Raw genomic sequence first — 23,512 nt, 5'->3', positions numbered from 1 at the left:
TGAGTTATGAAACTGACTAAAAAAGCACAAGCGGCCATCATTGAGCACGCAAAAGAGTGCTATCCGCTCGAATGCTGTGGTCTCATCGTCAATCGGCAGTATGTACCGTGTAACAACATCGCCAGTCGAGATGAGGATTTTGTCATTGACCCACGGGACTTGGTGAAGGCCGAAGCGTTAGGCCAGGTGCAGGCTATCGTACATAGTCACCCCAATGGCACTTGTCAGCCACAGCTTGTAGATAACGAGCAAATTAATAAACACGGTGTCCCTTGGGTGATTGTTGGGTATCCTGATATTGAATTTGGTATCTATCATAAGGGCATTCAACAGCCGCTAATTAATCGTCAATATGTCCATGGTGAGCTTGACTGCTTTACGATTATCAAAGACTACTACGAGCGTGAGCTTGATATTAAGCTTGACGACTTTGAGCGTGTAGACAGGTGGTGGGAGACGGCAGATAGCAGCTTATATCTTGATAATTATGAATCGCAAGGCTTTGTACAAGTCGATGACTTACAGCGCCACGATATCATCTTGTGTGCTGTACAGCCCACTAAACAAGTCAATCACGCCTTAATCTACTTGGGTAGTGACGGGAGCTTAAAATCAGAAGACACTGAGCCGTGCGTAGGAGATCATATTATTTTGCATCATCCGTATGACAGACGCTCAAAGCGTGAGATTTATGGCAACGTCTGGCAGGGACGCACTGCGTTGATTATCAGACATAAAACTTTATTGAGGGATAGTCATGCTAAAAAAAATTGAACTGCACGGCGTATTAGCTGACAAATTTGGCAAGCATTTTGGCAAGCATTTTGAATTAGACGTGGCCACGCCTCGTGAAGCCTGTGAAGCACTAAGTTACCAAATTAAAGGCTTTAGAAAGTTTATGAAGACCGCTCATGATAGCGGTCTTTTTTTTGCCGTGTTTAATGATGATAAAAACATTGGGCCCAACGAGATATCACAGCAGACAGGAGCGTCAGTTATCCGCATTGTGCCAAAAATCATTGGATCTGGTGGAGACACGCTAGGGATACTGCAGGTGGTAGCTGGTGCTGCATTGATCGGTGCTGGGTTCTTCACCGGCAATCCAGGGCTCGTGGCCGCCGGTGCGGGAATGCTACTGGGTGGAGCTGCAACGCTGCTTATGCCCACACCTAATATTGAACCGCAAGACCCTAGTGGTAATAAACCAAACTATGGCTATGGTGGCGCAGTTACTAGTGTCAAATCAGGGAACTGTGTGCCCCTGCAATATGGCCGTGGTCGAATTGGCGGACATCTACTCGGCGGGATGAGTGTAAGCGAGGATACATAATGCAGTTGATCTACGGCTCTAAAGCTGGACAAAAAAAGCCTCACACTCCCCACATTGCAGATGACACAGTTGCATCTATCACCAAGATTACCGCCCTATATCTGTTGGGCGAGGGTGAGATTAAGGGGCTAGTTAACGGCTCAAAAAGTATTTTTTTTGAAAATACACCACTTGAAGATGAACACGGCAATCGCAACTTTGAAAACGTCGAATGGGAAATCCGCCACGGTACCGTTGATCAGACTTATATCCCGGGCGTACCGAGCGCCAGTACTGAGCAGATAGTCAACACCGAACTACGTAGCAGCACGCCTTGGACCCGGCTAATTGCTGATACCCAATTGTCCAGTGTTAATATTAATGTGTCGTGGCCACGCCTGAGCAAAATGGAAGACAACGGTGATGTGAAGGGCACCATAGTTGATTACGCTATTGACGTGCGTACTGATGGCGGCGCTTGGGTAACGATGGTCAATAAATCTCTGACCGCAAAGACATCTGGCCGCTATCAACGCACCCACAATATCACACTACCAGAAGCTGATAGAAACTGGCAGATTCGTGTCCGTAAACTCACCGCAGACGGTGATAACGAGCGTCTATTTAATAAGATGTATATCGATAGCATCGCTGAGATCATTGATGCTAAGTTGTGCTATCCCCACTCTGCCATCATCAAGCTTACCTGGGACTCAAGAGCTTTTAGCAACACACCCAAAGTATCGTTTGAAACTTACGGCCGTTATATCAAAGTGCCCGTTAATTATGATGCAGATACCCGCACTAGCACGGGTATCTGGAATGGTGAATTTAAAGAGGCTTATACAACCAATCCGGCTTGGATCTACTACGACCTGATTACCAATGACAGATATGGACTTGGTAATAAGCTAAAGCCATATATGATCAACAAGTGGGCCATTGAGTATATTGCTAAGTTGTGTGATGTCATGGTCGATGACGGCAAAGGCGGAATAGAACCACGCTATACGTGCAATTTGTATCTGCAAACCGCCGAAACTGCTTTTGACGTATTACAACATATCGCTGGGATTTTCCGTGGCATGGCATTTTGGAACGGCTCGCAAATCGTACTGGACGCTGATACTTACAAAGACTGCGACTATGTAATCACCCGTGCCAATGTTATAAACGGCGAGTTTGTAAAATCAGGTACTGCAGCCAATGAGCGTCACACCATCGCTAAAGTCGGCTACTCGAATCCAGACAACAACTACGAAGTAGATTACGTCTTTGTACGCAATGAGCGAGCCATTGCCGAGCTTGGCATCAATATACTCGATTTGTCAGCCATTGCTTGCACCAGTGAAGGTGAAGCTTACCGATTTGGTTTAGCAGCGTTGCTCACTGAGCAAAACCGCACTCAGACTGTATCATTTGCGATGGGCTTAGACGGAGTATTACCAAGCGTAGGCGACCGTATTGATATCCCTGATATTATGTTTACGGGCCACAATACTGGTGGTCGTATCTCTGGGGTTAATAAAGACCGTACTGTCATTACAGTCGATAGAGATAGTGTGCCGGTGGCCACGGGTGATAAACTGGTAGTCAATCTAGAGTCTGGCAAAGCACAAACTCGTGAGATCGTAAGCATCAATGACCGTGAGATAACCGTAGTCGCCCCATTTGACGATGTGGCCGCCGAAAACGTATGGGCAGTCAGCACTGACGAACTACCAACCATGCCATTTATTGTGCTATCAGTACGTGCAAACGAGGACGGCACTCAGTATAACTACACGGCATTGCAGTACGATGCGACGCTGCAGCAGCAGATTGATAACGGCACTATTATTGATAATAAGCCGCCAATGCCGCCATTGATATCAATGCTCATCGATGCGCCAACGTCAGTATCATTATCATCACGCCACCGCATCGTCCAAGGTCAAACACTCACTACACTTATCATTACGTGGGACCAGGTAAAAGATGCCGTAGCTTATGATATCGAGTGGCGTAAAGACGACGGCGACTGGATTAGACTACCTCGCACGGGCAATATCTCAGTAGACATCGACGGTGTCTACAGCGGTAACTATATCGCTCGAGTGCGCGCAGTCAGCGCTTTTGACGCAGTCTCTAAACCTACCAGCTCAATGCTAACTGCTATCAAAGGCAAAGCAGGTAAGCCGCCAGCGCTTGCCTCAATTAAAGCGACCGGCATCTTGTTTGGTATGCGCATCAATTGGGCATTTGCCCAAGGCTCTGGCGACACCGCATATACAGAGATACAAGTCGCCTCTGCACCCGATACTAATGTTACCCTGCTTGGCCAATACGCTTATCCGACAGATACAGCAGAGATTACCGGACTGCAAGGTGGGTTAACTCAATATTATCGTGGTCGTATCGTTGACAAACTTGGATTTAAATCCGATTGGTCAGATTGGTCAAGCGGTACGGTTGATGACAGCGCTGATAAAGTGCTCGACTTGATCAGCGGTCAGATTGAGCAATCGCATCTTAACCAAGCGCTTGGCCAAAAGATTGATAAGATTGAGACGGTTGAAGCTGGACTAAGCAAAGAGACTCAAGATCGCATCGATGCCATCACTCAAGCTAATAAGCAAATCTTAGCAGAGCGCCAAGCACGTCGTGCAGCGATTGAGCAGTCAGCGATTGAGCAACAACGTCAGCTACACGCAACCGCTGAAGCACTGGCAGATGATATACATACTGTCACTATCGCGCAGTCACAGACAGACTCTCAGCTTGCGACTATCAAAGAGCGGCAGCAGACATTGATTACAGATACCAGCAGCCAAGCTGAAACGCTCAACTACATCTCTGCCGAGCTAGACTTTGGCTACACCGATCGCAACCAATATACAGATAAGTCTAAAGGTGCAGTTTGGACGACTGCCAAGGCCATCGCCCATGCTGACTATGTCAATGCGCAAGCAATCCAAGGTCTATCAGCGGAGTATCAGCGCTCATCTGCTCGCTTTACTGAGCAGATTAATCTTAACGTCAGTAAGACCGCGTCAGTCGCTCAGCAGATTACAAATCTATCAGCGCAAATGGTTGGCGGCTATCAAGGATCTGACTTAAATCAAGTTACATCAGGACTATTACACCAAGAGCGTACTGCTCGTGCCACCGATGTTGCTGGTCTCTCTGAGCAAATTAGTCTGCTGTCAGCGGGCGTCGGTGAGCAGTTTGACCCATTTGCTATTTGGCACTTTGACGCCAATGCAGATGGATGGGCAAATGGCACATACGCAAATGGTTGGATTAACGTCCGCACGGAGACGCTCAATAGTCCCAACTTTGAGATCAAAGGCGGTGCTTATCATCACATTAAGTTTAGATTAAGACGATCCCGTACACCTACGTGGGCAGGTAAGATCATATGGTCAGGCGGTGACGTTGCAATACCTGAGCCTATCTTTGCCGATGATGTCGCCGTCGTTACGGTCAACGTACCGTGGTCGGGAATCATCACTGGTTTTAGTTTAAAACTAGCATCAAGTGCTGACAATCTTAATTACTACAGCATCGATTGGATTGCAGTTGGTCGCCCGAGTCCAGGTGCATCTTACTCAGCGCTACTTGATGAGCGCCGTGCAAGATCATCTCGTGACGAATCTTTAGCTCAATCTATTAACTCGCTAGACAGTAAGCTCAACACGCAAGTTAGTCAATTATCATCATCTATCAACCAGCAATTACAAACCCTCACTACTGCAACTCAGACTAATGCTCAGCAATTAACAGCGCTTAGCAGTGAGCTTGATAGCGTCAACAGTAATCTATCAGCGCAAATCAGTCAGACCAATGACACTCTCACTAATGCTCAGCAAGCTCAAGCGACACAGCTTAGCAAGATTAGCGCCGAGATAGATGCTGGCTTTACTGATAAGACGAAGTACACAGACCGAAACCGCTCTACCCAGTGGACATTTGCGACATCTCTCGCTCATGCAGACTATACGACCAATCAGCGGGTTACTGCTTTGCAGTCGGATTTTAATGATAACAGTGCTTTAATCAGTCAAGAGTTGACAACACTGACTAATGCAAACTCTGCTATCTCTAAATCTGTAGAGACGATTCAGACGAGCGTGGGTAAAAACACAGCATCAATACAGACTCAGCAATCTAGCATCGATGGCTTAAATGCTCAGTACACTGTAAAAGTAGACGTGGGTGGTAGAGTTAGCGGATTTGGTCTTGCGTCAAGCGATACAGTCAGTGACTTTGCTGTACGTGCGGATAAGTTTTATATCGCACCGCCATCAGGCAGCAGCAAGGGCAAAAGTCCATTTATGGTGCTAACCTCGTCACAAAACATCAACGGCACAACAGTACCTGTGGGCACTTACATAGACTCAGCATTTATACATGACGCAAGTATTGATAGCGCTAAGATCAAAAACGGTGCTATTACTAGCGCTAAAATAGATGATGCGGCTATTACGACAGCCAAAATTAACAATGCAGCAATTACCACGGCTAAAATAGGTGTTGCTCAAGTCGATACGCTACAAATCAAGGGGCAAGCTGTATCTGTTGTAGCGGCTGTAAACAAAGATATTGACGCGGATTCTCAAGGCAACAAAGTAGTAGCATTTAACAATTATAGAGGCACTGTACAGACTGTATTAACTCCAGTTTATCTAAATACGCAAGGCAACCTAGCGATATTTGATTTTCACTTACATGACGCAAAAATCGAAGCGCCTAATAACCTTCCGTCTTACGTTGAGATAAGCTTTGTGGTGGATGGCGAGGTTAAAGAGACCATTAGACATAAGAACTCATCATCGGTTATTACCGCAAGCTTTCGCGCATTGGTAACCGCGCCCAATAAAAGTGCAAAATTTGAAATAATTGTAACCTGCGGAGAGTTGTCTAGACTGATGGCGTCCAGCTACAAATTAATAGTTACATCTCTAAAAAGGTGATTTATGTCAGCAATTGAGCTTTATATCATAGATGACAAGGGTTTTTTTAGTCACAAAAGAGTGGGGGATATTGACTCTATTGTCACTGCCCTTGAGTCAGAAGGTGAGTTTTACACGCTTACACCACCACCAGATTATAACCATAGCTGGCGATGGCAAGATGACAAATGGATTACAGACGAGACCGCATAAGCGGTCTTTTTTATTGATTAAATTAAGGAGCAACTATGCCCGAGCGCTATTACACTGCCGCATACACGGCTAAGTGCTTACTACTATCAAGCATCGGCACCGCTGTCAGTGTCGCTGGAGCGGTATCAGCCACAGTTGAAAATAAAGACATCTGGGCACAGCTCAATGAGACTCATGTATATCTCGGGCTTAATGTACCACTGTGGTGGCTATATGCTCTGATCATTATTTTGCCATTTATTGGGGCTTTTTGGTCGCTGACTACTGATACGCTTAAAGGCAAAGGATCTGTTACTGGCAAGCTTCTAACAGCGGCAACTGTCGGACTGGTGGGTGCGTTTATCATTGTCCCCGCAATGACTGAGACACCAAACATTATTGTTATGATGATCGTCTCGCTGTTCGGTAGCTATGCCGGCACAGTATTGCTATTACTAACAGGTCGTCTACTCAACAATCAGTCATTGCAGGAGGACGTTGTCGATTCAGCAGCGGTGAGCATCGCAAATGCGTGGCGATGGGTGCTTAGCAAATTGCCCGGAGGTGACCAATGATCAATATCATCAATGGTAGTCTACCAATCTTGGGGATCGTCCAGTCGCTCTACGCGATACATATTCAGCGATACTATACTCGGCCAAGCGTCACCGGCGCATTCTTTATGCTCAGTCTAATTTTATGGCTATTTTTGTTATGGGCCGACTGGATCAATAACTTCATCCCGGTTTGGCAAACGACCCTTTCAAGATTTATCATATTTGTAATGGTCGGTCTGATCATGTACTTAATTAAAGTTAAACGATGCTCCGCTTACTGACTAACTTAATTCAATTCACACCCCGCTATATGCGGGGTTTTTAACGTCTGGAGAAAATATTATGACAATCGTAACTATCACAGCTGGCCACGGTGCCGGTGACCCGGGTGCGGTCAATGGACATATCACAGAGGCAAATATCGCTACTGACATGCGTAATATGATCACGCTTTATCTTGAGCGTAGAGGTATAACAGTAAGAAACGATGGCCAAGGTAGCGAGAATCAATCATTACGACAAGCTATTCGCTTAATCAAAGATAGCGACTTAGCTATCGAACTACACTGTAACGCATTTAGCAATGCTCGCGCGGGAGGTGTCGAAGCTTTGGCGCAAGCTAAAGACAAAGCAATCTGTCGCAAGCTTTGCGAAGCGGTCAGTGATGTCATGGGGATTGCAGTGCGTGGCAACGAGGGCGGTTTTAAGTCTGAAGGCAGTGGCCAACATTCGCGCCTTGGCTACGTGCGAGCGGGCGGTGTCATTTTAGAGCTATTCTTTATCTCTAATCCGTCTGAACTTGCGACATATCAGGCTAAAAAATGGCTGATCGCACGCGAGCTTGCAGATGTTATTGCTGATCATGTGGGGGTTAAGAGCTGTGTATCTTGACGCACTTTTTGACGCACTTTTATTCAAACTAGCACAAAGTAATGACAATCGGAAACCAGAAACCCCCAAAGCATAAGGGTTTCGTTTGCATTGCTTTGTACTATTTATAGGGGTTTATAGTTCGAGTCTCTCCAGCCCCACCATTTCTTTCTAGTAAGTTAGTATTCTGATTGACTTGGTCTCAACCTACATTAAAACCCGCTATAAAGCGGGTTTTTTATTGCCTAAAATTTACCTTAATCATTAACTATCATGATTCTTACCAATAAACTTATAATTAGTTAATCAGTCAATTCGTAGTACAGTATTGACTCTTTATCCCCTATTGTTTTTAAGGACAAAAATGAAACCGGTGACTGTTTATCAGGGCGTAGCTTTAGTATGTTCCGTGTTATGCTCAATTTCCACATGGTCTGCTAATCCCCCGACACCTAGCAATGTCACCAAAACGACCACCACCACTGTCACTTTTGAGCTCTTGGATGAAGATCACCCTATATATCAATATGAGATGGGCATAAGCAATGAGTTTGGTCGCGGCATGCCGCAAGACTATGGCAAAGCAGTTGAATGGTATCAAAAAGCTGCCGATCAAGGCTTGACAAGAGCTACAGACAGCCTCGGTCTGATGTATGTTAGGGGGCAAGGTGTGCCACAAAATTATACTAAGGCACGTGAATTATTTACCCAAGCAGCCCTCCAAAAATATGGTAATGCACAATTTAATCTAGGCATGCTGTATATGAACGGATTGGGTGTTCCTAAAGATGAAAGCAAAGCCTTTGAGTGGTTTAGTAAGGCGGCCAGTAACGGCTCTGCACCGGGTCAAAATAATCTTGCCTATATGTATGAGGAAGGCAAAATCATTCCAAAAGATATTAGTAAAGCCTTTGAGTGGTATCAAAAAGCAGCGCAGCAAGGACTTGCGCAAGCTCAGAATAATCTTGGCAATATGTACGCTAAGGGAGATGGTGTTGCGCAAGATAGAGCTAAAGCCTTTGAGTGGTATCAAGGCGCTGCTATTCAGGGCTATGCTAAAGCACAAAATAATCTTGGATTGTTGTATGCTAAAGGCAGCGGCGTCACTAGAGATGACAACAAAGCCTTTGAGTGGTTCAGTAAAGCGGCGCAGCAAGATTTTGCTGAGGCGCAATATCGTCTTGCTGTAATGTACGCTAATGGTAGGGGCACTGCTAAAGATAAGACACAAGCAATCTACTGGTACTGGAAGGCTTGTAACAATGGCTATAAAAAGAGCTGTGACAGCTACCAGATAAACCTTCCGTAAGAATTATCTTAGCTTATTTTCGATATTTTATATTTTGTGGTTAAGCAAGTGATTATCGGCAAGTCTTTTTCGATCGACTAATTTTGCCATTTTTGCAAACAAATTTGCCGTCCTTACAGTGTGATACACCGCCCATTTTGCCGGAGCAAGGTGTATTTTGAGCATTACTCTGAACCGCAGGTGCTAGCAGCAAAATAAACATACAAAAAGTTGACCACAACTTCATCTTCAATCCTTAGGCAGGGTAATAGTAAGCCATTAGTTATTTGTAATAACCAGTTATTATCTTGATAACTAAAAAGCCATTCGATTTTAAATTAACTTCTTGAATCTGTCGATAACAATCATATTTTTTCGAGTGATAACTATTATACCCATGCTAAGAGCGACTGAATTAAAGGGGTCGTCTATGTAACTCTCTTAATCTTTCAGTTACCACGCTCATATTATCAATTCTAACCTCCCTACGCTTCGCTAACATCCCCTCGACCAAAGGCTGATACCCTCGCCACGCTATTGGCAAGCTCGGAATAGCTGCTTGGCAATGCGCTATTGCCCATTTACTCACTATACTATCTTGTGACTCATCACTATTTTTCTGAATCTGATAAGGCTTTTCGCCCGTTAATACCTCTACTAGCATTACCCCAAAAGCATAAATATCACTTTGCAAACTTAGCCCCTGCCCTTGCCAGCACTCAGGCGCAAGATATGCTGGTGTACCTTGGGGCATAGTTAGAGCTTCATGATCGCCACCAGAGATGTTTAACCGTCCATCAATAGGCGTGGCCAAAGCAAAGTCATTTAGGACAAGCTCAAATGTAGAGACATCATCTGCTAATAAAAAATTGCTGGGCTTGATATCGCCATGAATCCAACCCGCATCATGCAAATTTGCAAGTATTTTCGCAGCGGTGAGTAACAAAGTTATTTTTTGAGTGCTAGAGATTTTATAAGTTTTTAGATAGTGCTTAAGGCTACCAAATGCATAATAAGGCCGCGCTGCGATACTAAGGTGGTAACGACTGCCTGCCAGCACTACGACCTCTGCCATATCCTCCAATAACGGTACACTAAGTGCTGAGTCGGATAATTGGCGTAATATATGACACTCATAAGCTAAGCTATTACGATTTTGAATCTGTAAGGTTTTAGAATGCTTGGTCTTATCAACGGCGTGCACCTCCCGTTTTAATAGCTCCCATTTTAACAATACCTCGCCAAACTGCCGGTGGGTAGCTCGGCATAACCCTTGCGACTTGTGAATAATAAGCGAGGTGTTGTTAAGGCTTTGTTTTAAGCCCCAAGAATTATCACTTTCAGGCTCAAAGCTAATCCGGCTTGCTTGCAATCTGTTATAGCCATAGCGACAAGCAACGTCATGAACCGCTGCAATTATTGGTTTTACTGCTCTATCAAATTCCGCCTCATTAATTATCATGACTCTGCCATTGTAGATTTTGCTTAGCTATCACCTCTACCACCTCTTCTAAACGCTGTATATGGCTATTCGACAATATTTGTCATCCTATATTGCAACCTACCACGATTACTGGCACTATTTTAATTTCGCGTGAACTACCAGTGAGCTGCTATGTCCCATTATTCTGATCTTAATACCACATCCAATACCTCAGCCATCGTATTAACTGATGAGCTTACAAAATTATTAACGCAGTATCTACGCCAAAAGCTCCCTGCTGCGATAACATTAGACCCAAACCAGCTGGCTTATCGCTGGGTAGGTGGTCGCAGTGGTCATCTCGAACCTATCGAAGTACATCTGCATCTGTCGCTAGATGATCTGCTGGGTATCGACAGTCAAAAGTCCAAGCTTATCCAAAACACTCAGCAGTTTCTGGCAGGATATCCAGCCAACCATGTACTGATGACAGGGACGCGCGGTGCAGGCAAATCCTCATTGGTTCGGGCATTATTACACGAGTTTCATAGTGATGGTCTGCGCATTATTGAGATTGCCCGTGATGACTTGCACGTACTCGACCAGATTCGTTCAGCGATTCGCAAGCTGCCTAGTGATAGCCCCTGCCGCTATATTGTCTACTGTGACGACTTGGCATTTAATGGACAGGATGAGAGCTATCGCAGCCTCAAGAGTGTACTTGATGGGGCACTTGATTCTGAGCAAGATAAGCTGCTGGTCTACGCGACCAGTAATCGCCGTCACCTATTGCCGCAGCTCATGAAAGACAATGTCAATATTTACGATGGTCAGACCGATGAGGTCAATCCTTATGAGACTATCGATGAGACCGTGTCGCTGTCAGATCGCTTTGGCTTGTGGCTGTCGTTTTATCCGATGGATCAGCAGACTTATCTGCAAATCGTTCAGCACTATATCGAGGTGGCCAAAAATGAAGCCGCCAACGCCTCTATAAGCGCCTGCAACGACGAGGTTAAAGCCGCAGCACTGCAATGGGCGTCTAGCCGTGGTGGGCGCTCTGGACGGGTAGCCTATCAGTTCAGCCGTCACTGGATCGGTCAGCAGTTATTGCAATCAGAGTAATCAAGCTGACGATTTCACTAAGCCGCGTGCTCATTTTAATAGGGTTAACCGCCAGTGTTTACGTTATTTATCATATAGTTAACACCTCAAGGCTCACTCTAAATCAGATAGAGTCATTAGCTTATGAGGCGGCATGGTTTTTATAATGTAGCCCTATTAAGACCATTAAACGTTAGTTTTGGTAAATGAGAACGCGCTCTAGTATTTACCATACTCCTACTTAGGAACAACTTGCTCATGCCCGTCAAAGCTCTTCGAGTTACTGCCTTGCTATGTTTGGCCGCTGCTTGCTCTAGTGGTACCATTCCAAAGACTGCAAGCTTAACTAGCAGCTCTAATTCACATGCCAATCTTCAAGCCAATTCACATGTTAGCGCTAGCTCTATTCATTGGCAGCCCTGTAATCAGCTTGGTTATTCAGGTTGGTTTGATGCTTATACGCTCAATATTGATGAGTTACAGTGCGCTACTCTTGAGATTCCCATTGCAGTGTCTACTAATAGCAAGGCTTTCCAGACGGTCAATGACGCTCCGTCGACGCGCACTCAGCCAGCTCGCACTATTAAATTAGCATTATCACGATTGCCGGCTACGGGTGATAAGATCGGTACGCTTATCAGTATCGCAGGAGGTCCGGGGCAGTCAGGGCTAGACACCCGTCCTAACAACTCTGCTAACTCTGCTAGGCTCAGAGAGCATTTTGATATTATTGGCTTTGCACCACGTGGTGTTTATCCGTCGATACCCAGTGTCACTTGTGACCCCAAGCATCGAGTCTTGTACCCAGAAGATAGTGAAGCCTTTGCTAAAGGCTGCTGGCAGCATACCCCTAATGACCTACTGATGCACCTTGGGGCGAACTATTCGGTCAATGATATCGAAGCCATCCGGCAAGCACTTGCTGAACCTAAGATCAGTCTTATTGGCTATTCATACGGTACCAAGATTGCGGCGCTATACGCTGAGCGCTACCCTAATAAGCTACGCGCTGGTGTCCTTGACGGTGTTGTGAACCTCAATGAAGATGAGCTACAGATCCAATTAAACCAAGAAGCTTCAGTACAGCAGACTTTTGAGCGTTTCGTTAAGCAATGCCGCCGAGAGCCGGGCTGCTTCTTTGCAGATACTGAGACCATCAAGGAAGCCGAGGCAAAAATCGCGAAGATTTATAGCTATTTTGATGATCATGACATTCGTGATCTTGATGGGCAACGTATCTCGCCTACCCATTTATCTTGGACTCTTTATGGGCTAATGGCGTGGCCAGATGGTTGGCCGGTATTAAATGAGATACTAAGCCAGCTTGAAGCGCAAGACTTTACCCTGTTAAAGTCGCTGATAGACGATGATAAAAACAATATAGATTTCGCCACATTCACCGCGATAGACTGTGCTGACCGAGCACCTAGCGATACAGAAAAACAGCATTATCTTGAAAATGCCCAACAGGTAACGGCGCAATCAACGTGGGACAATCATCGTCCAGCAACTAAAAATGAGCTGCTCGATGCCTGCTATTACTGGCCAGTAGTTGGCAGCGATAAAGTCCATGCCCCCAAGCTTGATGCAGCAGCACCAGCGCTACTACTGGTCGCACAGACCAATGATCCAGCTACCCCTTACGGTAATGCACTGGCAATGCAGCAATATTTGGACGCGATGCTATTAACCCGCCGCGGTGATGGGCATACGCTGGCCCTCTCCGACGTCAGCGAGTGTGTGGATAGACAAGTAGTGGATTATCTAATAGACCCAGATCGTATTAGGAAGCATAACCAGGCGAAGAATAATAAAATAAATATCTTCTGTGATGATTAAAGCTCAAGTCAGCAAGCCCACTGCCCACTCTTCTTTTATTAAGCGCAGTGTTTTTTGCTATCTTGAAGACGCTTAGCACGCAATTTAGCCGTGGCCTAGATAAGATAGTGACGCTAAAACCACGATGAACAGATAGAAAATAGCAGCTGTTACCGCTAGCCCTGACTGCAGCGGTTATCCTACTCGGCTGAGCGAGTTGCAGTGGCTAGAGTCTGAGGTAGTCTCGCAGCGCAGGAATGCCTCAGCTCTTGCCACTGCCTCGCTCAGATGAGTAGATAATAGCGAAAGGCAGGATTAGCTACCTATTGTTATCCCTCTAAAAATGCTCTGCAAAACTCGGCATGACCCTCACTCTCTTACGCAATCGGCTTTACTATATCGCCTACTTCGAATTGAGCAAAATCTTTGGCAAGCCAGAGCTGACCTTGATAGTACTGTTCGGCTTCTAAGCGAATATCCGCCATATTGGCGGTATCTGAAGCAGGGTCATCAAACAGCTGATAGCGAGCGCTAAAGTGAGTGAGTATCAGATTCGAGACGCCGGTCAGCGCCGCAAAGCGTGCCACCTGCCCTGCGGTGCTGTGCATGGGATCTATCGCGCTTGAATTGCTCTCTGCTTTTGTCTGAATTTTGTTGAGGACAGCATCGGTATAAGTGGCTTCGTGAACCAACAACGTGGCATCAGCGGCGGCTTTGGTCAGCAGCTCTGGGCTGTCATTATCGCCGGCGACGATCATCTTGGTGGTTTTGCTTAGGCTATCGACATAGTCTTGTGACCTAATCACTTGGCCATCAGCTAGCGTCACATCTTCACCACGCTGTAATCGCCCCCAAGACTCGCCAGCCGCTATGCCAGCTTGGTTAAGCTTATCTGTATTTAGCTTGTCCATCTTGAGCTGCTGGGTCAATACAAAAGCATGTGAGGCCACCCGATGTGACAGCGGAATAATCTCCACTGTCAGCTGGTGGCTAGGACTAAAGTTAAAGTGAACTTGACAGCCGCTCACAGCTTCGCTGCTTGACTTACCGGCTAATATATCTTCAATAGCGACAAACTCAATCGGATAGGTAAAGTACAGCTCGGTCGTGAGGGTTAAGGTATCAAGCAGCTGACCGATGGCCTTGGGCGCAATAATGGTAAGCTTAGTCTTGCGCCCAGACATAGCAAGGCTTGCTAGCAGCCCCGGTAGACCGTAACAATGATCGCCATGCACATGCGTAATACAGATAGCGGCGAGCTGATGAACGGACAGCTTGGTGTGAAGTAGCTGGTGCTGAGTGGCTTCGCCGCAGTCAATCAGTAGCCAAGGGCGGTTATATTTGCTTTGCTGCTTGTCACCGGCAAGGTAGGGATTGACACATTCAATGGCCAGTGCGGTGACGTTGCGCTGCTTAGTGGGAATACCTGCTGAGGTCCCCAAAAAGGTCAAATGATACATAATTACTTATACTTATATAATAGTGACTAAAAGCCATTATATCGCTATTCGCTGGCTAATAATTGTCAATGGCAGGGTGGCTAAGTATCGCTCTTAGACCACCAGTACCAACTCACTATCTCCTAGCCTACTGCTGGCGTATCAATGCCACTCACAGCTAAAGACTGGCGAATCTTGATTTACCTGCCCACCTGATTGTAAGCAATTGCGCACCATACTAGACTCGTGCGCTTGCCAGCCTGCATAAAAACTCATAGCACATAAGGCAATGACCAGCAGCTTTTGTAACCACGATTTAATTGAGACAGGATTGGCAGTATAGTGCTCGACTAACTCCTCACTGCTAGATGCCGCTGAAGGGGGTAATGAGTCAGTCGACTTTTGACGTTGATCCATAGTATTGGCCTTTATTGGTTATCGCTGATATTAGAACGCCAACTTACCACCCCTCTCAACCGCGCGATTAAAAGCAGGCCGCGCTTCACAGCGCTTCATCCAATTAAGAATATTGACGTATTTAGTGGTATCCAAATCGACTCTTGAGTTGGCTGCTGCCGCTACAAAATACATTTGAATATCCGCTGCGCTAAATGATGCCCCCGCGAACCAATGATTATTCTGTAAATGCTGCTCCATAAGCTTAAGTGCTTTTTCGATATTGCCGCGGATCATAGTATCTTCAACTTGCTTACGGATACCTTTACTCACAGGCTTGATCAAAGCGGGGGATTTATCGACAATTTTGTTAAAGACCAATCGCATGACCAGCGGTGGCATGGCTGAAGCTTCCGCAAAATGCATCCAAAAAGTATAATTCTCCCAAGCGCTCTCATCGTCGTCCTTTGGTTTAAACTTTTGTTCATTATCATAGTGCTTTAATAGATATTCAATGATGAATCCTGACTCAACCAAAGGTCGGTCATCGACCACCAATATAGGCGCTTTGCCCATTGGATGGACCTGCTCCAAGATCTTAGGCGCGAGATACGATTTATCTCGTTGGTAGCAAGTCAATTGATACGACTCACCAAGCTCTTCTAATAGCCAGACAATGCGAAATGAACGCGAGTTTTCAAGATGATGAAGATGTAGCATTTTATTTCCTTATTCTAAGACAATTCAGTGGTATTGCTATGAATACTATTTCATTAAATCATCAGTTACTAAATGACCACTGCTAGCGTAAAGCAGAATATAAAGATTGAAAATCTCTTCAATCTTATCAACATTAATCAATCGCGGTAGTAATTTCGAAATTTATCATAACGCAGTTGTCACGAATTTCCTATTAGGCTTTGGTGCTAATTTTGCCATGATGATTACCTACATTTTAAACGTGGTTTTTTATAAAACTCTTATCATTTGTCGCCTAACTTCACCAAATGTTATGCAGTTAATGTAGCAGCAGTATCTGGCAAACCTATCACTGTGTCTTCTCACTAGCCCCCAGCCGTTCAAGTTTTTTTTCTATTTTATTTATTTTTTGTTGATAGCGTTTAATTTTGTGGAATCGATGCGCAGCCAACACCCCTTTAATACGATTTTTCTTAATTCGACGCCGCGGCGGGAAGGTAGCAATCTGCGGCTCATGATATCCATGCAAGCGGTTGGCACGTTTACGCTCAAGGTAACCTCGCGCGCCATCGATGACCATCAATACGAGCGCCACAAATAACATCGCATACATAATAGTAGAGCCACTTTCTTCAGCGTGAGCGGATAAAATCGTAAGAGAGAATATGAATAAAAATACAGGCTCAAGATAGCAAAGCGTCCCAAACAAAGACACTGGCAAATAACGACTGGCACTCATGGTCAGTGACATTGCCCCAGTACTAATAATGCCAAGTAGGGGTAGCAGATACCATAATTTCGGGGCCGCTGACAGCATGGTTAAGCCATCAGATTGAATAAGTATGGCGATAACGATCGGTAGTAATAGTACCAAATCTGATAGCAGTCCTGTGATAGGCGGTACCGCCAGCTTTCGGCGCATAAGATAGTATGGAGGATAGCCTAGACACACAAACATTGTGGCCCAAGAGATACTTCCGTACGCCACCACTTCATAAAAAATACCGAGCACCGCAAAGCCAGTTGCCAACCATTGCAACAAACTCATCGATTCATGATAAAAAAATCGGCCAATGACAATCATAACCAGCGGATATAGGAAATACCCTAGCGTGACGTCCAAGCCTAAGCCATTGACTGGACCCCACATAAATAGCCACATTTGCGCCCCTAGTATTGGCGTTGGCAATAAGAATATCAACCACTCTTTAGGGGACTTGAGGGTTTTTAGATAGTCAAAGGTATGCTGCCACTGCTTAAGCAAAGTGACCAATATCACTAGACTCATAAGCATCATCACCAGACGCCAAGCAGCCACTTGTGTCCCTGAAAGTGGCTGTAAAAACAACCCAAACAAAAACAAAATTGAATACAATAAATTAGACAATACCGCCGCTATTGTCCCTTTTGTCATCGATCCCATAGCAGTTATAGTGGTCATTGGCTGCCCTCAATCTGTAAAACTAGTTTCGATATACTATTTGAAACATTAAGTAGAATAAAAAACAAAAGCCTCCAGACACTAAGGTCAGAGGCTTTGTTAAGATATTTAAGCGTTAAAGGGTTATCACTCATGACCCTTTAACGAGATAACGACAGTGGCAGTGAAGTTAGTCGTCGGTATTATCGATATCGCTACCTTCTGACTCACTGCTATCGTCTGAGCCGCGCTCTAAGCCAGCATCAGGTGAGGTCTGCATGTCATCAAGCTCATTGACGCGGTCTAACCCATCATGCGCCCCTTGTTGATCCTCAATACCGCTGTCGCTAGCAAAGACACCGTCTTGTTTCAGTGCTTCGACCAAGGACTCATCCTCTTCTTCGTTTTCGACGCGTGCCATAGCGACCAGCTTTTCATCTTTCGATAAGCGGATAAGGGTCACGCCTTGAGTATTTCGACCTGCCGAAGCCACTTGTGCTACAGGCGTCCGTACCAAAGTACCTTTATTTGAGATTAAGATAATGTCATCTTCAGGCTCTACCTTAGTCGCGCGCACCAGCGCTCCATTTCGTGCACTGGTCTTGATGGCGATGACACCGCCGCCGCCACGTTTTTGTGCATTAAACTCATCAATCAAGGTGCGCTTACCGAAGCCATTTTCACAAGCAATCAATATCTCGTTAACTTGATTATCAATGACTACCAGCGACTTAATGGCATCACCCTTACCGATGCGCATACCGCGGACCCCTTTTGCAGTACGGCCCATAGAGCGAGCATCATTTTCATCAAAGCGAATTGCTTTACCGCTAGAGGCAAAGAGCATCACATCTTGACTACCATTAGTGATACGGGCACTGATTAGCTTATCACCGTCTTCAAGACCGATGGCAATAAGACCATTTGAGCGAATATTGGCAAATTGCTCAAGCTCCACGCGCTTCACCGTACCATTCGCAGTGGCAAAGAACACATAGCGGCCTTCTAGCTCATCACTCATCTGCGGTATCGGCAGAATAGTGGTTACCGTCTCATCTGCATCTAGCGAGATGAGATTGACCAGTGGTCGGCCGCGAGCACCGCGACTGGCTAGAGGTACTTCAAAACCTCGTAGGCTAAAGACTCGGCCGTTATCAGTAAAACAAAGCACGGTTGCATGAGTGGAGGTCACGAGTAGATGGTCGATGACATCGTCTTCTTTCATCGCAGTCGCTGACTTGCCTTTACCGCCACGTTTTTGTGCCACATAATCATCAATTGGCTGCGTTTTGGCATAGCCGGTACGCGAGATGGTCATGACCACGGTCTGCTCTGGAATCAAGTCTTCACGGCTAAAGTCACTGCGCGAATCGATGATATCAGTTCGGCGCTCATCACCGAAGTTATCACGAATCTCAATCATCTCATTCTTAATGACTGTCATGAGCATGTCAAAGTCATCTAAGATATCTTCTAATCGAGCAATCTCACGCAGCAGATCTTGGTACTCCTCGGTCAGCTTGTCTTGCTCAAGACCAGTCAGACGATGCAGCTGCATCTCAAGAATAGCGTTAACCTGCTCAAGAGATAGACGATAGCGGCTGTTGTCATCGATAAGCCCATACGGGTTATTAAGATCTTCGCCTTCGATAAACTCAGGTCGCACTGAGCGCACTGCTGTCTGGCTATCACCGCCACGACCCGCAGCCGTTAGCATTGCTACCACAGTTCCCGACTCCCAGGTATCTGCTAGTAGCTTTTCTCTTGCTTCACCGCGATTTGCCGACTCTTTAATCGTAGCAATAATGTCATCAATATTGGCCAGCGCCACAGTTAAGCCTTCTAATAGATGGCCCCGAGCTTTGGCTTTGTTCAACTCATAAATCGTACGACGGGTGACGACTTCTTGACGATGACGCACAAAAGCAGCAATAAGCTGACGCAGGGTCATTAGCTTAGGCTGACCGTTATCAAGCGCCACCATATTGATGCTAAAGCTAGACTCTAATGGCGTCTGCAAGAATAGATTGTTAACAATAACCTCAGCGACTTCGCCGCGGCGCAAGTCAATAGCGATACGCATACCATCTTTATCAGACTCATCTCGAATCTCAGTGATACCCTCGATTTTCTTATCACGAACCAGCTCAGCTATACGCTCAATCAGCTTGGCTTTATTGGTTTGATAAGGGATTTCGGTAAAGACAATACGCTCACGATCACGGTTAACACCATTTTCACTCATCGGCTCAATAATGTAACGACCACGGACGTGTAAACGGCCTTTACCAGTGCGATAGGCATCCAAAATTCCAGCTCGGCCGTGAATAATGCCACCTGTCGGGAAGTCTGGGCCTGAGATATGTGTCATCAGCTCTTCGCCAGAGATTTGCGAGTTCTCAGCGTAAGCCAGACAAGCATTGATGACTTCGGTTAAATTATGCGGCGCCATGTTGGTCGCCATGCCGACTGCAATACCCGTAGCACCGTTGACCAATAGATTGGGCACTCGCGCAGGCAAGACACTTGGCATACGCTCTGAGCCATCGTAGTTGTCTTCCCAATCGACCGTATCTTTATCAAGGTCTGCTAGCATTTGATGGGTAAGCTTAGTCATGCGCACTTCGGTGTAACGCATAGCAGCAGCAGGGTCATCATCGACTGAACCAAAGTTACCTTGACCATCAACCATAGGGTAACGAAGGCTAAAGTCCTGCGCCATACGTACGATAGCATCATAGACCGCTGTATCACCATGGGGGTGGTATTTACCGATGACATCACCGACCACACGTGCCGACTTTTTATAGGGCTTATTGTAGTCGTTAGACAGCTCGTGCATGGCGTACATCACTCGGCGATGCACCGGCTTTAGACCGTCACGAACATCAGGCAATGCCCGTGAGACGATCACACTCATCGCATAATCCAAATAGGATTGCTTTAACTCATCCACGATGGCAATTGGACTGACCGAATCGCTCATACACACTCCTTCACTGTCATTCTCCCAGCAATTATCGCTCTCACAACATACGGTATGCCGTCACATAAAATACTTCATGTGGACCGCTTATCCATCAAAATAAGTATATCGTATAAATATCTCACAACATACCGTCACATCATAGCGCCAGTGTCAGTAGATTGCCTATTTCAATCAGGCTATCAATACCGACGAAGATTAAGCTTGATCAGATAATTTTTATCTATAAAACCAGCTGTACAACGATGTTTTTCAAGGGGTATCACCGACTAGAAAATCAATAATTATTAGGGGAATTGGTTGGTTTACAAAAGCCGTTATTTTACCACAGTTTTGTGCCAAATAGGGCAGAAACCCACGCAATAAAGCTACTAATTACGGGGTATTAGTCACTTGGCAAGACAGCAGCCATTAAGGTGTAAGCTAGAAGTCAGACAAGGCTTATAGCAGCTAAAAGTAGTCGCTAAAATAGGAGCTGGATTTAAGCAATTATTAAGGCAAATCTAATAGTAAATTACGGTTATATGACAAGATTATGTAGCGGACAGTGGACTTATCAGCTGATATCGTCAATTCAAATAACAAAGCACATGGCATAAAGAAGTAATTTTTGCTCAGACTTAGTCGTCCCTTTGGTTTACTAATACCACAATACAAACGTTATCCTGTGGGCTTAATTTACTGCTAAAATATGATCCAGCGCCAACATTCTTGGCATAATGTCTTAGTTTTGGATAGATACTCAGTGACCGATAATTCGACCCAACCTCATAACACCCCCTCCCCTGCTCCTCAAAACCTCGAAGACCGTAGTTTTGATGCGATTGCTGATCACTTTGAAAAAAAGGTCTACGGTGGTCTTAAAGGAGCCATTCGTCTTGCGGTGTTGCGTCGAGACTTATCCGCACAAGTTAGCCAGCTAAGTGCGCGATTAGGTCGACCACTACGAATTTTGGATGTGGGGGCAGGCCTAGCTCAGCTGTCTATAGAATTTGCCACAGCGGGTCATGAGGTGACCATTAATGATATCTCGCACAATATGCTCGCCAAAGCAAAAGCGGCAGCAGCAGAGAGTAAATCAGCGGCCTCAGCAATAGAAAAGGAGGAAGGTATTGAAAAAGTCAATAGCACAGACGTTGATACTAATGAGCCAGTTAAGGCAACAAATGCTGCACTGACTAATATTACTTGGCTTGAATGTCCCTATCAGCTGCTAGATGAGCAGCTCGATGGCAAATATGACCTAATACTATGTCATGCCCTACTAGAATGGCTGGCTGAGCCGCAGGCCATTATGGACTTTTTTGATCGCTGGCTTGCCGAGCACGGGGTGTTATCTTTATGTTTTTACAACCCTGTGAGCTTTGACTATCGTAATCTAATTATGGGCAATTTTAATCTGCTTAACAATAAAGACTATCAGGCAGATAATAAAAAAAGCTTGACCCCTAACAATCCTGTACCTAAAGAAGCGGTTAATAACTGGCTGACCACACACGACTATCAGCTCCTAAGCGCCTCTGGCTTACGCGTGTTTCATGATTACTCGCCGTTAAAACGCGGTGGTCATGCCTTCCCAGAAGCGGTTATAGAGATGGAACTACGCTACTCTAATCAAGACCCTTATAAATGGCTTGGACGCTACTTGCATTATATGGCCACGCGCGCCTAGCATGACTAACCGTCATGTATTGGTGAGCATAACGCTAAACTCTTGAAGTAAAAAATAGAGTCACACGCAAAGACAGTATTAGAAGCGGCTAATACTATTTATAAACTCAGTACCAGTACCCTTAGCGATAAGCTTTGCTCACTTGGCTCTCTTCAAATAGCACCAAATGCTTAAGCTGCGGCTGAATACCAATGCGTGAGCCAATAGCATGATCGTGGTGGCTAGGTACCAAAGACAAGACTTGCTGACCGTCGTCTAGCTGTAGCTGATACAGATAGTTAGCACCGCGAAATACTCTACCAACGACCAAAGCTGTCATACCACTCGTATCATCATGGACGATATCATCAGGTCGTACCAACACCTTTACAGTAACACCTGTAGCGAAGGTTTTGGGCGGTGTCGCTGTCATATCGTCATTGCAGTGGTATGGATCTAGCGTAGGATCAAGGGAGATTGGACCAAGCGCCGATTCGATATGATTGCTGCGCATAGTACCAGTAATCATCGCCCCTTCTCCAATAAACTCTGCCACAAAGGGGCTGTTAGGCTCATGATATAAGGTACTAGGCCGCGCCCACTGGATTAGCCGACCATCTTGCATCACACCTACTTTATCGGCCAATGCGAACGCTTCATTTTGATCATGAGTGACTAAAATCGCTGTAGTCTGGGTGCGCTTTAGGATATCGCGGACACTCATTGCCAGCGACTCACGCAGGACGACATCAAGGTTGGAGAATGGCTCATCAAGTAATAGCAGCTTCGGCTTAGGGGCTAAAGCTCGGGCTAATGCCACGCGCTGCTGCTGACCGCCAGAGAGTTGACTAGGGCGTTTGTTGGCATGTTCAGTTAGCCCCACCAGCTCTAACATCTCACTCACGCGGGCTTTTTGCTCACGTTTGCTGCTTCGATGAATACCAAAAGCGATATTCTTGGCCACGCTTAGGTGACCAAAGAGCGCATAATCTTGAAAGACCATGCCCATACTTCGTTTGGCAGGCAGTACCGAATATATCTCGCCTGAACAATGCTTGGTCAAGCAGCGATCATTTAAGTAGATGCTACCGCCACGTACTGGCTCTAGCCCAGCAATAGCACGTAACGCGGTGGTCTTCCCACAGCCACTATATCCTAAGAAACAACCAATCTCGCCTTGCTGCAGCGCGAACGACATGCCATCAACAACTGTTAACTCCCCATAACCGACGACCATATCCTGAACTGAGAAATAATGATTGCCTGACTCAACGCTATGTCTAGCAGAATCACTGGCATTCGTCGCTGCTAATTTGGCAGCCGCAGCTTCATTATCCGCTCTAGACGCAACATAACTATCAGGATTGGTCGGCGTAGCAAGGTGCTTGGTCATAAGGCATATCTACTTTAAGAAGACAACAATATC

18 protein-coding genes are annotated in these 23,512 nt (G+C 45.7%); 10 read left to right on the top strand and 8 right to left on the bottom strand.

What is annotated here, in order from left to right; genetic code table 11:
• Positions 1-6 precede the first annotated feature (6 nt).
• The 7 genes from EGV92_RS11815 to EGV92_RS11785 all read left to right on the top strand — a co-directional run bounded on the left by EGV92_RS11815 (position 7) and on the right by EGV92_RS11785 (position 9,171).
• Complete coding sequence (locus EGV92_RS11815; protein ID WP_131669503.1) at positions 7-774, top strand: C40 family peptidase; 768 nt, start codon at positions 7-9, stop codon at positions 772-774.
• Positions 758-1,330: a tail assembly protein gene (locus tag EGV92_RS11810; RefSeq protein WP_131669502.1), complete on the top strand. Its 573-nt coding sequence runs from the start codon at positions 758-760 to the stop codon at positions 1,328-1,330. Before EGV92_RS11815 ends, EGV92_RS11810 begins: the two co-directional genes overlap by 17 nt.
• Entirely contained in the window at positions 1,330-6,264 is a 4,935-nt protein-coding gene (locus EGV92_RS11805) for a TipJ family phage tail tip protein (RefSeq protein WP_131669500.1), read from the top strand. The genes EGV92_RS11810 and EGV92_RS11805 overlap by 1 nt, the downstream gene beginning before the upstream one ends.
• Positions 6,265-6,267: 3 nt before the next feature.
• Positions 6,268-6,456, top strand: coding sequence for a hypothetical protein (locus EGV92_RS11800; protein ID WP_131669499.1), 189 nt, complete (start codon positions 6,268-6,270; stop codon positions 6,454-6,456).
• Positions 6,457-6,491: 35 nt separating this feature from the next.
• On the top strand, positions 6,492-7,010 hold the full coding sequence (locus tag EGV92_RS11795) for a hypothetical protein (protein WP_131669498.1): 519 nt from the start codon (positions 6,492-6,494) through the stop codon (positions 7,008-7,010).
• Positions 7,011-7,334: 324 nt separating this feature from the next.
• A complete protein-coding gene (locus tag EGV92_RS11790) occupies positions 7,335-7,883 on the top strand; it encodes an N-acetylmuramoyl-L-alanine amidase (protein ID WP_131669496.1) in 549 nt (182 codons plus the stop codon).
• Positions 7,884-8,226: 343 nt separating this feature from the next.
• Positions 8,227-9,171: a tetratricopeptide repeat protein gene (locus EGV92_RS11785; RefSeq protein ID WP_131669495.1), complete on the top strand. Its 945-nt coding sequence runs from the start codon at positions 8,227-8,229 to the stop codon at positions 9,169-9,171.
• 52 nt (positions 9,172-9,223) lie between these two features.
• On the opposite strand, the gene EGV92_RS13975 is transcribed toward EGV92_RS11785, so the two are convergent.
• Positions 9,224-9,397 (bottom strand): YdcA family protein, encoded by a 174-nt coding sequence (locus tag EGV92_RS13975; RefSeq protein ID WP_165525615.1) that lies wholly within the window; start codon positions 9,395-9,397, stop codon positions 9,224-9,226.
• Between the two features lie 168 nt (positions 9,398-9,565).
• A complete protein-coding gene (locus tag EGV92_RS11780; protein ID WP_131669494.1) occupies positions 9,566-10,612 on the bottom strand; it encodes a protein kinase domain-containing protein in 1,047 nt (348 codons plus the stop codon).
• Positions 10,613-10,810: 198 nt separating this feature from the next.
• Here EGV92_RS11780 and EGV92_RS11775 point away from each other — a divergent pair, with 198 nt between their 5' ends.
• Entirely contained in the window at positions 10,811-11,698 is an 888-nt protein-coding gene (locus EGV92_RS11775) for an ATP-binding protein (RefSeq protein WP_131669610.1), read from the top strand.
• A 237-nt stretch (positions 11,699-11,935) separates the two neighbouring features.
• Positions 11,936-13,516 carry an alpha/beta fold hydrolase gene (locus tag EGV92_RS11770; RefSeq protein ID WP_131669493.1) on the top strand — a complete coding sequence of 527 codons (1,581 nt, stop codon included), beginning with the start codon at positions 11,936-11,938 and terminating at the stop codon, positions 13,514-13,516.
• Between the two features lie 356 nt (positions 13,517-13,872).
• On the opposite strand, the gene EGV92_RS11765 is transcribed toward EGV92_RS11770, so the two are convergent.
• The 5 genes from EGV92_RS11765 to gyrA form a co-directional block, all read right to left on the bottom strand.
• Positions 13,873-14,955, bottom strand: a complete 1,083-nt coding sequence (locus EGV92_RS11765) for an MBL fold metallo-hydrolase (RefSeq protein WP_131669492.1) — start codon at positions 14,953-14,955, stop codon at positions 13,873-13,875.
• Positions 14,956-15,096: 141 nt separating this feature from the next.
• Entirely contained in the window at positions 15,097-15,351 is a 255-nt protein-coding gene (locus EGV92_RS11760; protein ID WP_131669490.1) for a hypothetical protein, read from the bottom strand.
• A 30-nt stretch (positions 15,352-15,381) separates the two neighbouring features.
• Positions 15,382-16,050 (bottom strand): glutathione S-transferase, encoded by a 669-nt coding sequence (locus EGV92_RS11755; RefSeq protein ID WP_131669488.1) that lies wholly within the window; start codon positions 16,048-16,050, stop codon positions 15,382-15,384.
• A gap of 328 nt (positions 16,051-16,378) precedes the next feature.
• Positions 16,379-17,470, bottom strand: a complete 1,092-nt coding sequence (rarD, locus tag EGV92_RS11750; RefSeq protein ID WP_242678721.1) for an EamA family transporter RarD — start codon at positions 17,468-17,470, stop codon at positions 16,379-16,381.
• 169 nt (positions 17,471-17,639) lie between these two features.
• Positions 17,640-20,435 carry a DNA gyrase subunit A gene (gene gyrA / locus EGV92_RS11745; protein WP_131669487.1) on the bottom strand — a complete coding sequence of 932 codons (2,796 nt, stop codon included), beginning with the start codon at positions 20,433-20,435 and terminating at the stop codon, positions 17,640-17,642.
• A gap of 745 nt (positions 20,436-21,180) precedes the next feature.
• Between gyrA and EGV92_RS11740 the strand changes: the two genes are divergently transcribed.
• On the top strand, positions 21,181-22,107 hold the full coding sequence (locus EGV92_RS11740) for a methyltransferase domain-containing protein (protein ID WP_242678720.1): 927 nt from the start codon (positions 21,181-21,183) through the stop codon (positions 22,105-22,107).
• A 121-nt stretch (positions 22,108-22,228) separates the two neighbouring features.
• Here EGV92_RS11740 and EGV92_RS11735 read toward each other — a convergent pair whose 3' ends face one another.
• Positions 22,229-23,479, bottom strand: a complete 1,251-nt coding sequence (locus EGV92_RS11735; protein WP_207401798.1) for an ABC transporter ATP-binding protein — start codon at positions 23,477-23,479, stop codon at positions 22,229-22,231.
• Positions 23,480-23,512 lie beyond the last annotated feature (33 nt).

Origin of the sequence: Psychrobacter pygoscelis (assembly GCF_004335015.1) — a bacterium.
GTDB lineage: Bacteria > Pseudomonadota > Gammaproteobacteria > Pseudomonadales > Moraxellaceae > Psychrobacter > Psychrobacter pygoscelis.
Note: the sequence above shows the minus strand (reverse complement) of the source record. Positions and strands in the feature narration are given on the sequence as shown.

What these genes read in the sequence shown, in the direction of transcription:
- EGV92_RS11815 (WP_131669503.1), top strand. Translation starts at nt 7, where the DNA reads ATGAAACTGACTAAAAAAGCACAAGCGGCCATCATTGAGCACGCAAAA.
- EGV92_RS11810 (WP_131669502.1), top strand. Translation starts at nt 758, where the DNA reads ATGCTAAAAAAAATTGAACTGCACGGCGTATTAGCTGACAAATTTGGC.
- EGV92_RS11805 (WP_131669500.1), top strand. Translation starts at nt 1,330, where the DNA reads ATGCAGTTGATCTACGGCTCTAAAGCTGGACAAAAAAAGCCTCACACT.
- EGV92_RS11800 (WP_131669499.1), top strand. Translation starts at nt 6,268, where the DNA reads ATGTCAGCAATTGAGCTTTATATCATAGATGACAAGGGTTTTTTTAGT.
- EGV92_RS11795 (WP_131669498.1), top strand. Translation starts at nt 6,492, where the DNA reads ATGCCCGAGCGCTATTACACTGCCGCATACACGGCTAAGTGCTTACTA.
- EGV92_RS11790 (WP_131669496.1), top strand. Translation starts at nt 7,335, where the DNA reads ATGACAATCGTAACTATCACAGCTGGCCACGGTGCCGGTGACCCGGGT.
- EGV92_RS11785 (WP_131669495.1), top strand. Translation starts at nt 8,227, where the DNA reads ATGAAACCGGTGACTGTTTATCAGGGCGTAGCTTTAGTATGTTCCGTG.
- EGV92_RS13975 (WP_165525615.1), bottom strand. Translation starts at nt 9,397, where the DNA reads ATGAAGTTGTGGTCAACTTTTTGTATGTTTATTTTGCTGCTAGCACCT.
- EGV92_RS11780 (WP_131669494.1), bottom strand. Translation starts at nt 10,612, where the DNA reads ATGATAATTAATGAGGCGGAATTTGATAGAGCAGTAAAACCAATAATT.
- EGV92_RS11770 (WP_131669493.1), top strand. Translation starts at nt 11,936, where the DNA reads ATGCCCGTCAAAGCTCTTCGAGTTACTGCCTTGCTATGTTTGGCCGCT.
- EGV92_RS11765 (WP_131669492.1), bottom strand. Translation starts at nt 14,955, where the DNA reads ATGTATCATTTGACCTTTTTGGGGACCTCAGCAGGTATTCCCACTAAG.
- EGV92_RS11760 (WP_131669490.1), bottom strand. Translation starts at nt 15,351, where the DNA reads ATGGATCAACGTCAAAAGTCGACTGACTCATTACCCCCTTCAGCGGCA.
- EGV92_RS11755 (WP_131669488.1), bottom strand. Translation starts at nt 16,050, where the DNA reads ATGCTACATCTTCATCATCTTGAAAACTCGCGTTCATTTCGCATTGTC.
- rarD (WP_242678721.1), bottom strand. Translation starts at nt 17,470, where the DNA reads ATGACCACTATAACTGCTATGGGATCGATGACAAAAGGGACAATAGCG.
- gyrA (WP_131669487.1), bottom strand. Translation starts at nt 20,435, where the DNA reads ATGAGCGATTCGGTCAGTCCAATTGCCATCGTGGATGAGTTAAAGCAA.
- EGV92_RS11735 (WP_207401798.1), bottom strand. Translation starts at nt 23,479, where the DNA reads ATGACCAAGCACCTTGCTACGCCGACCAATCCTGATAGTTATGTTGCG.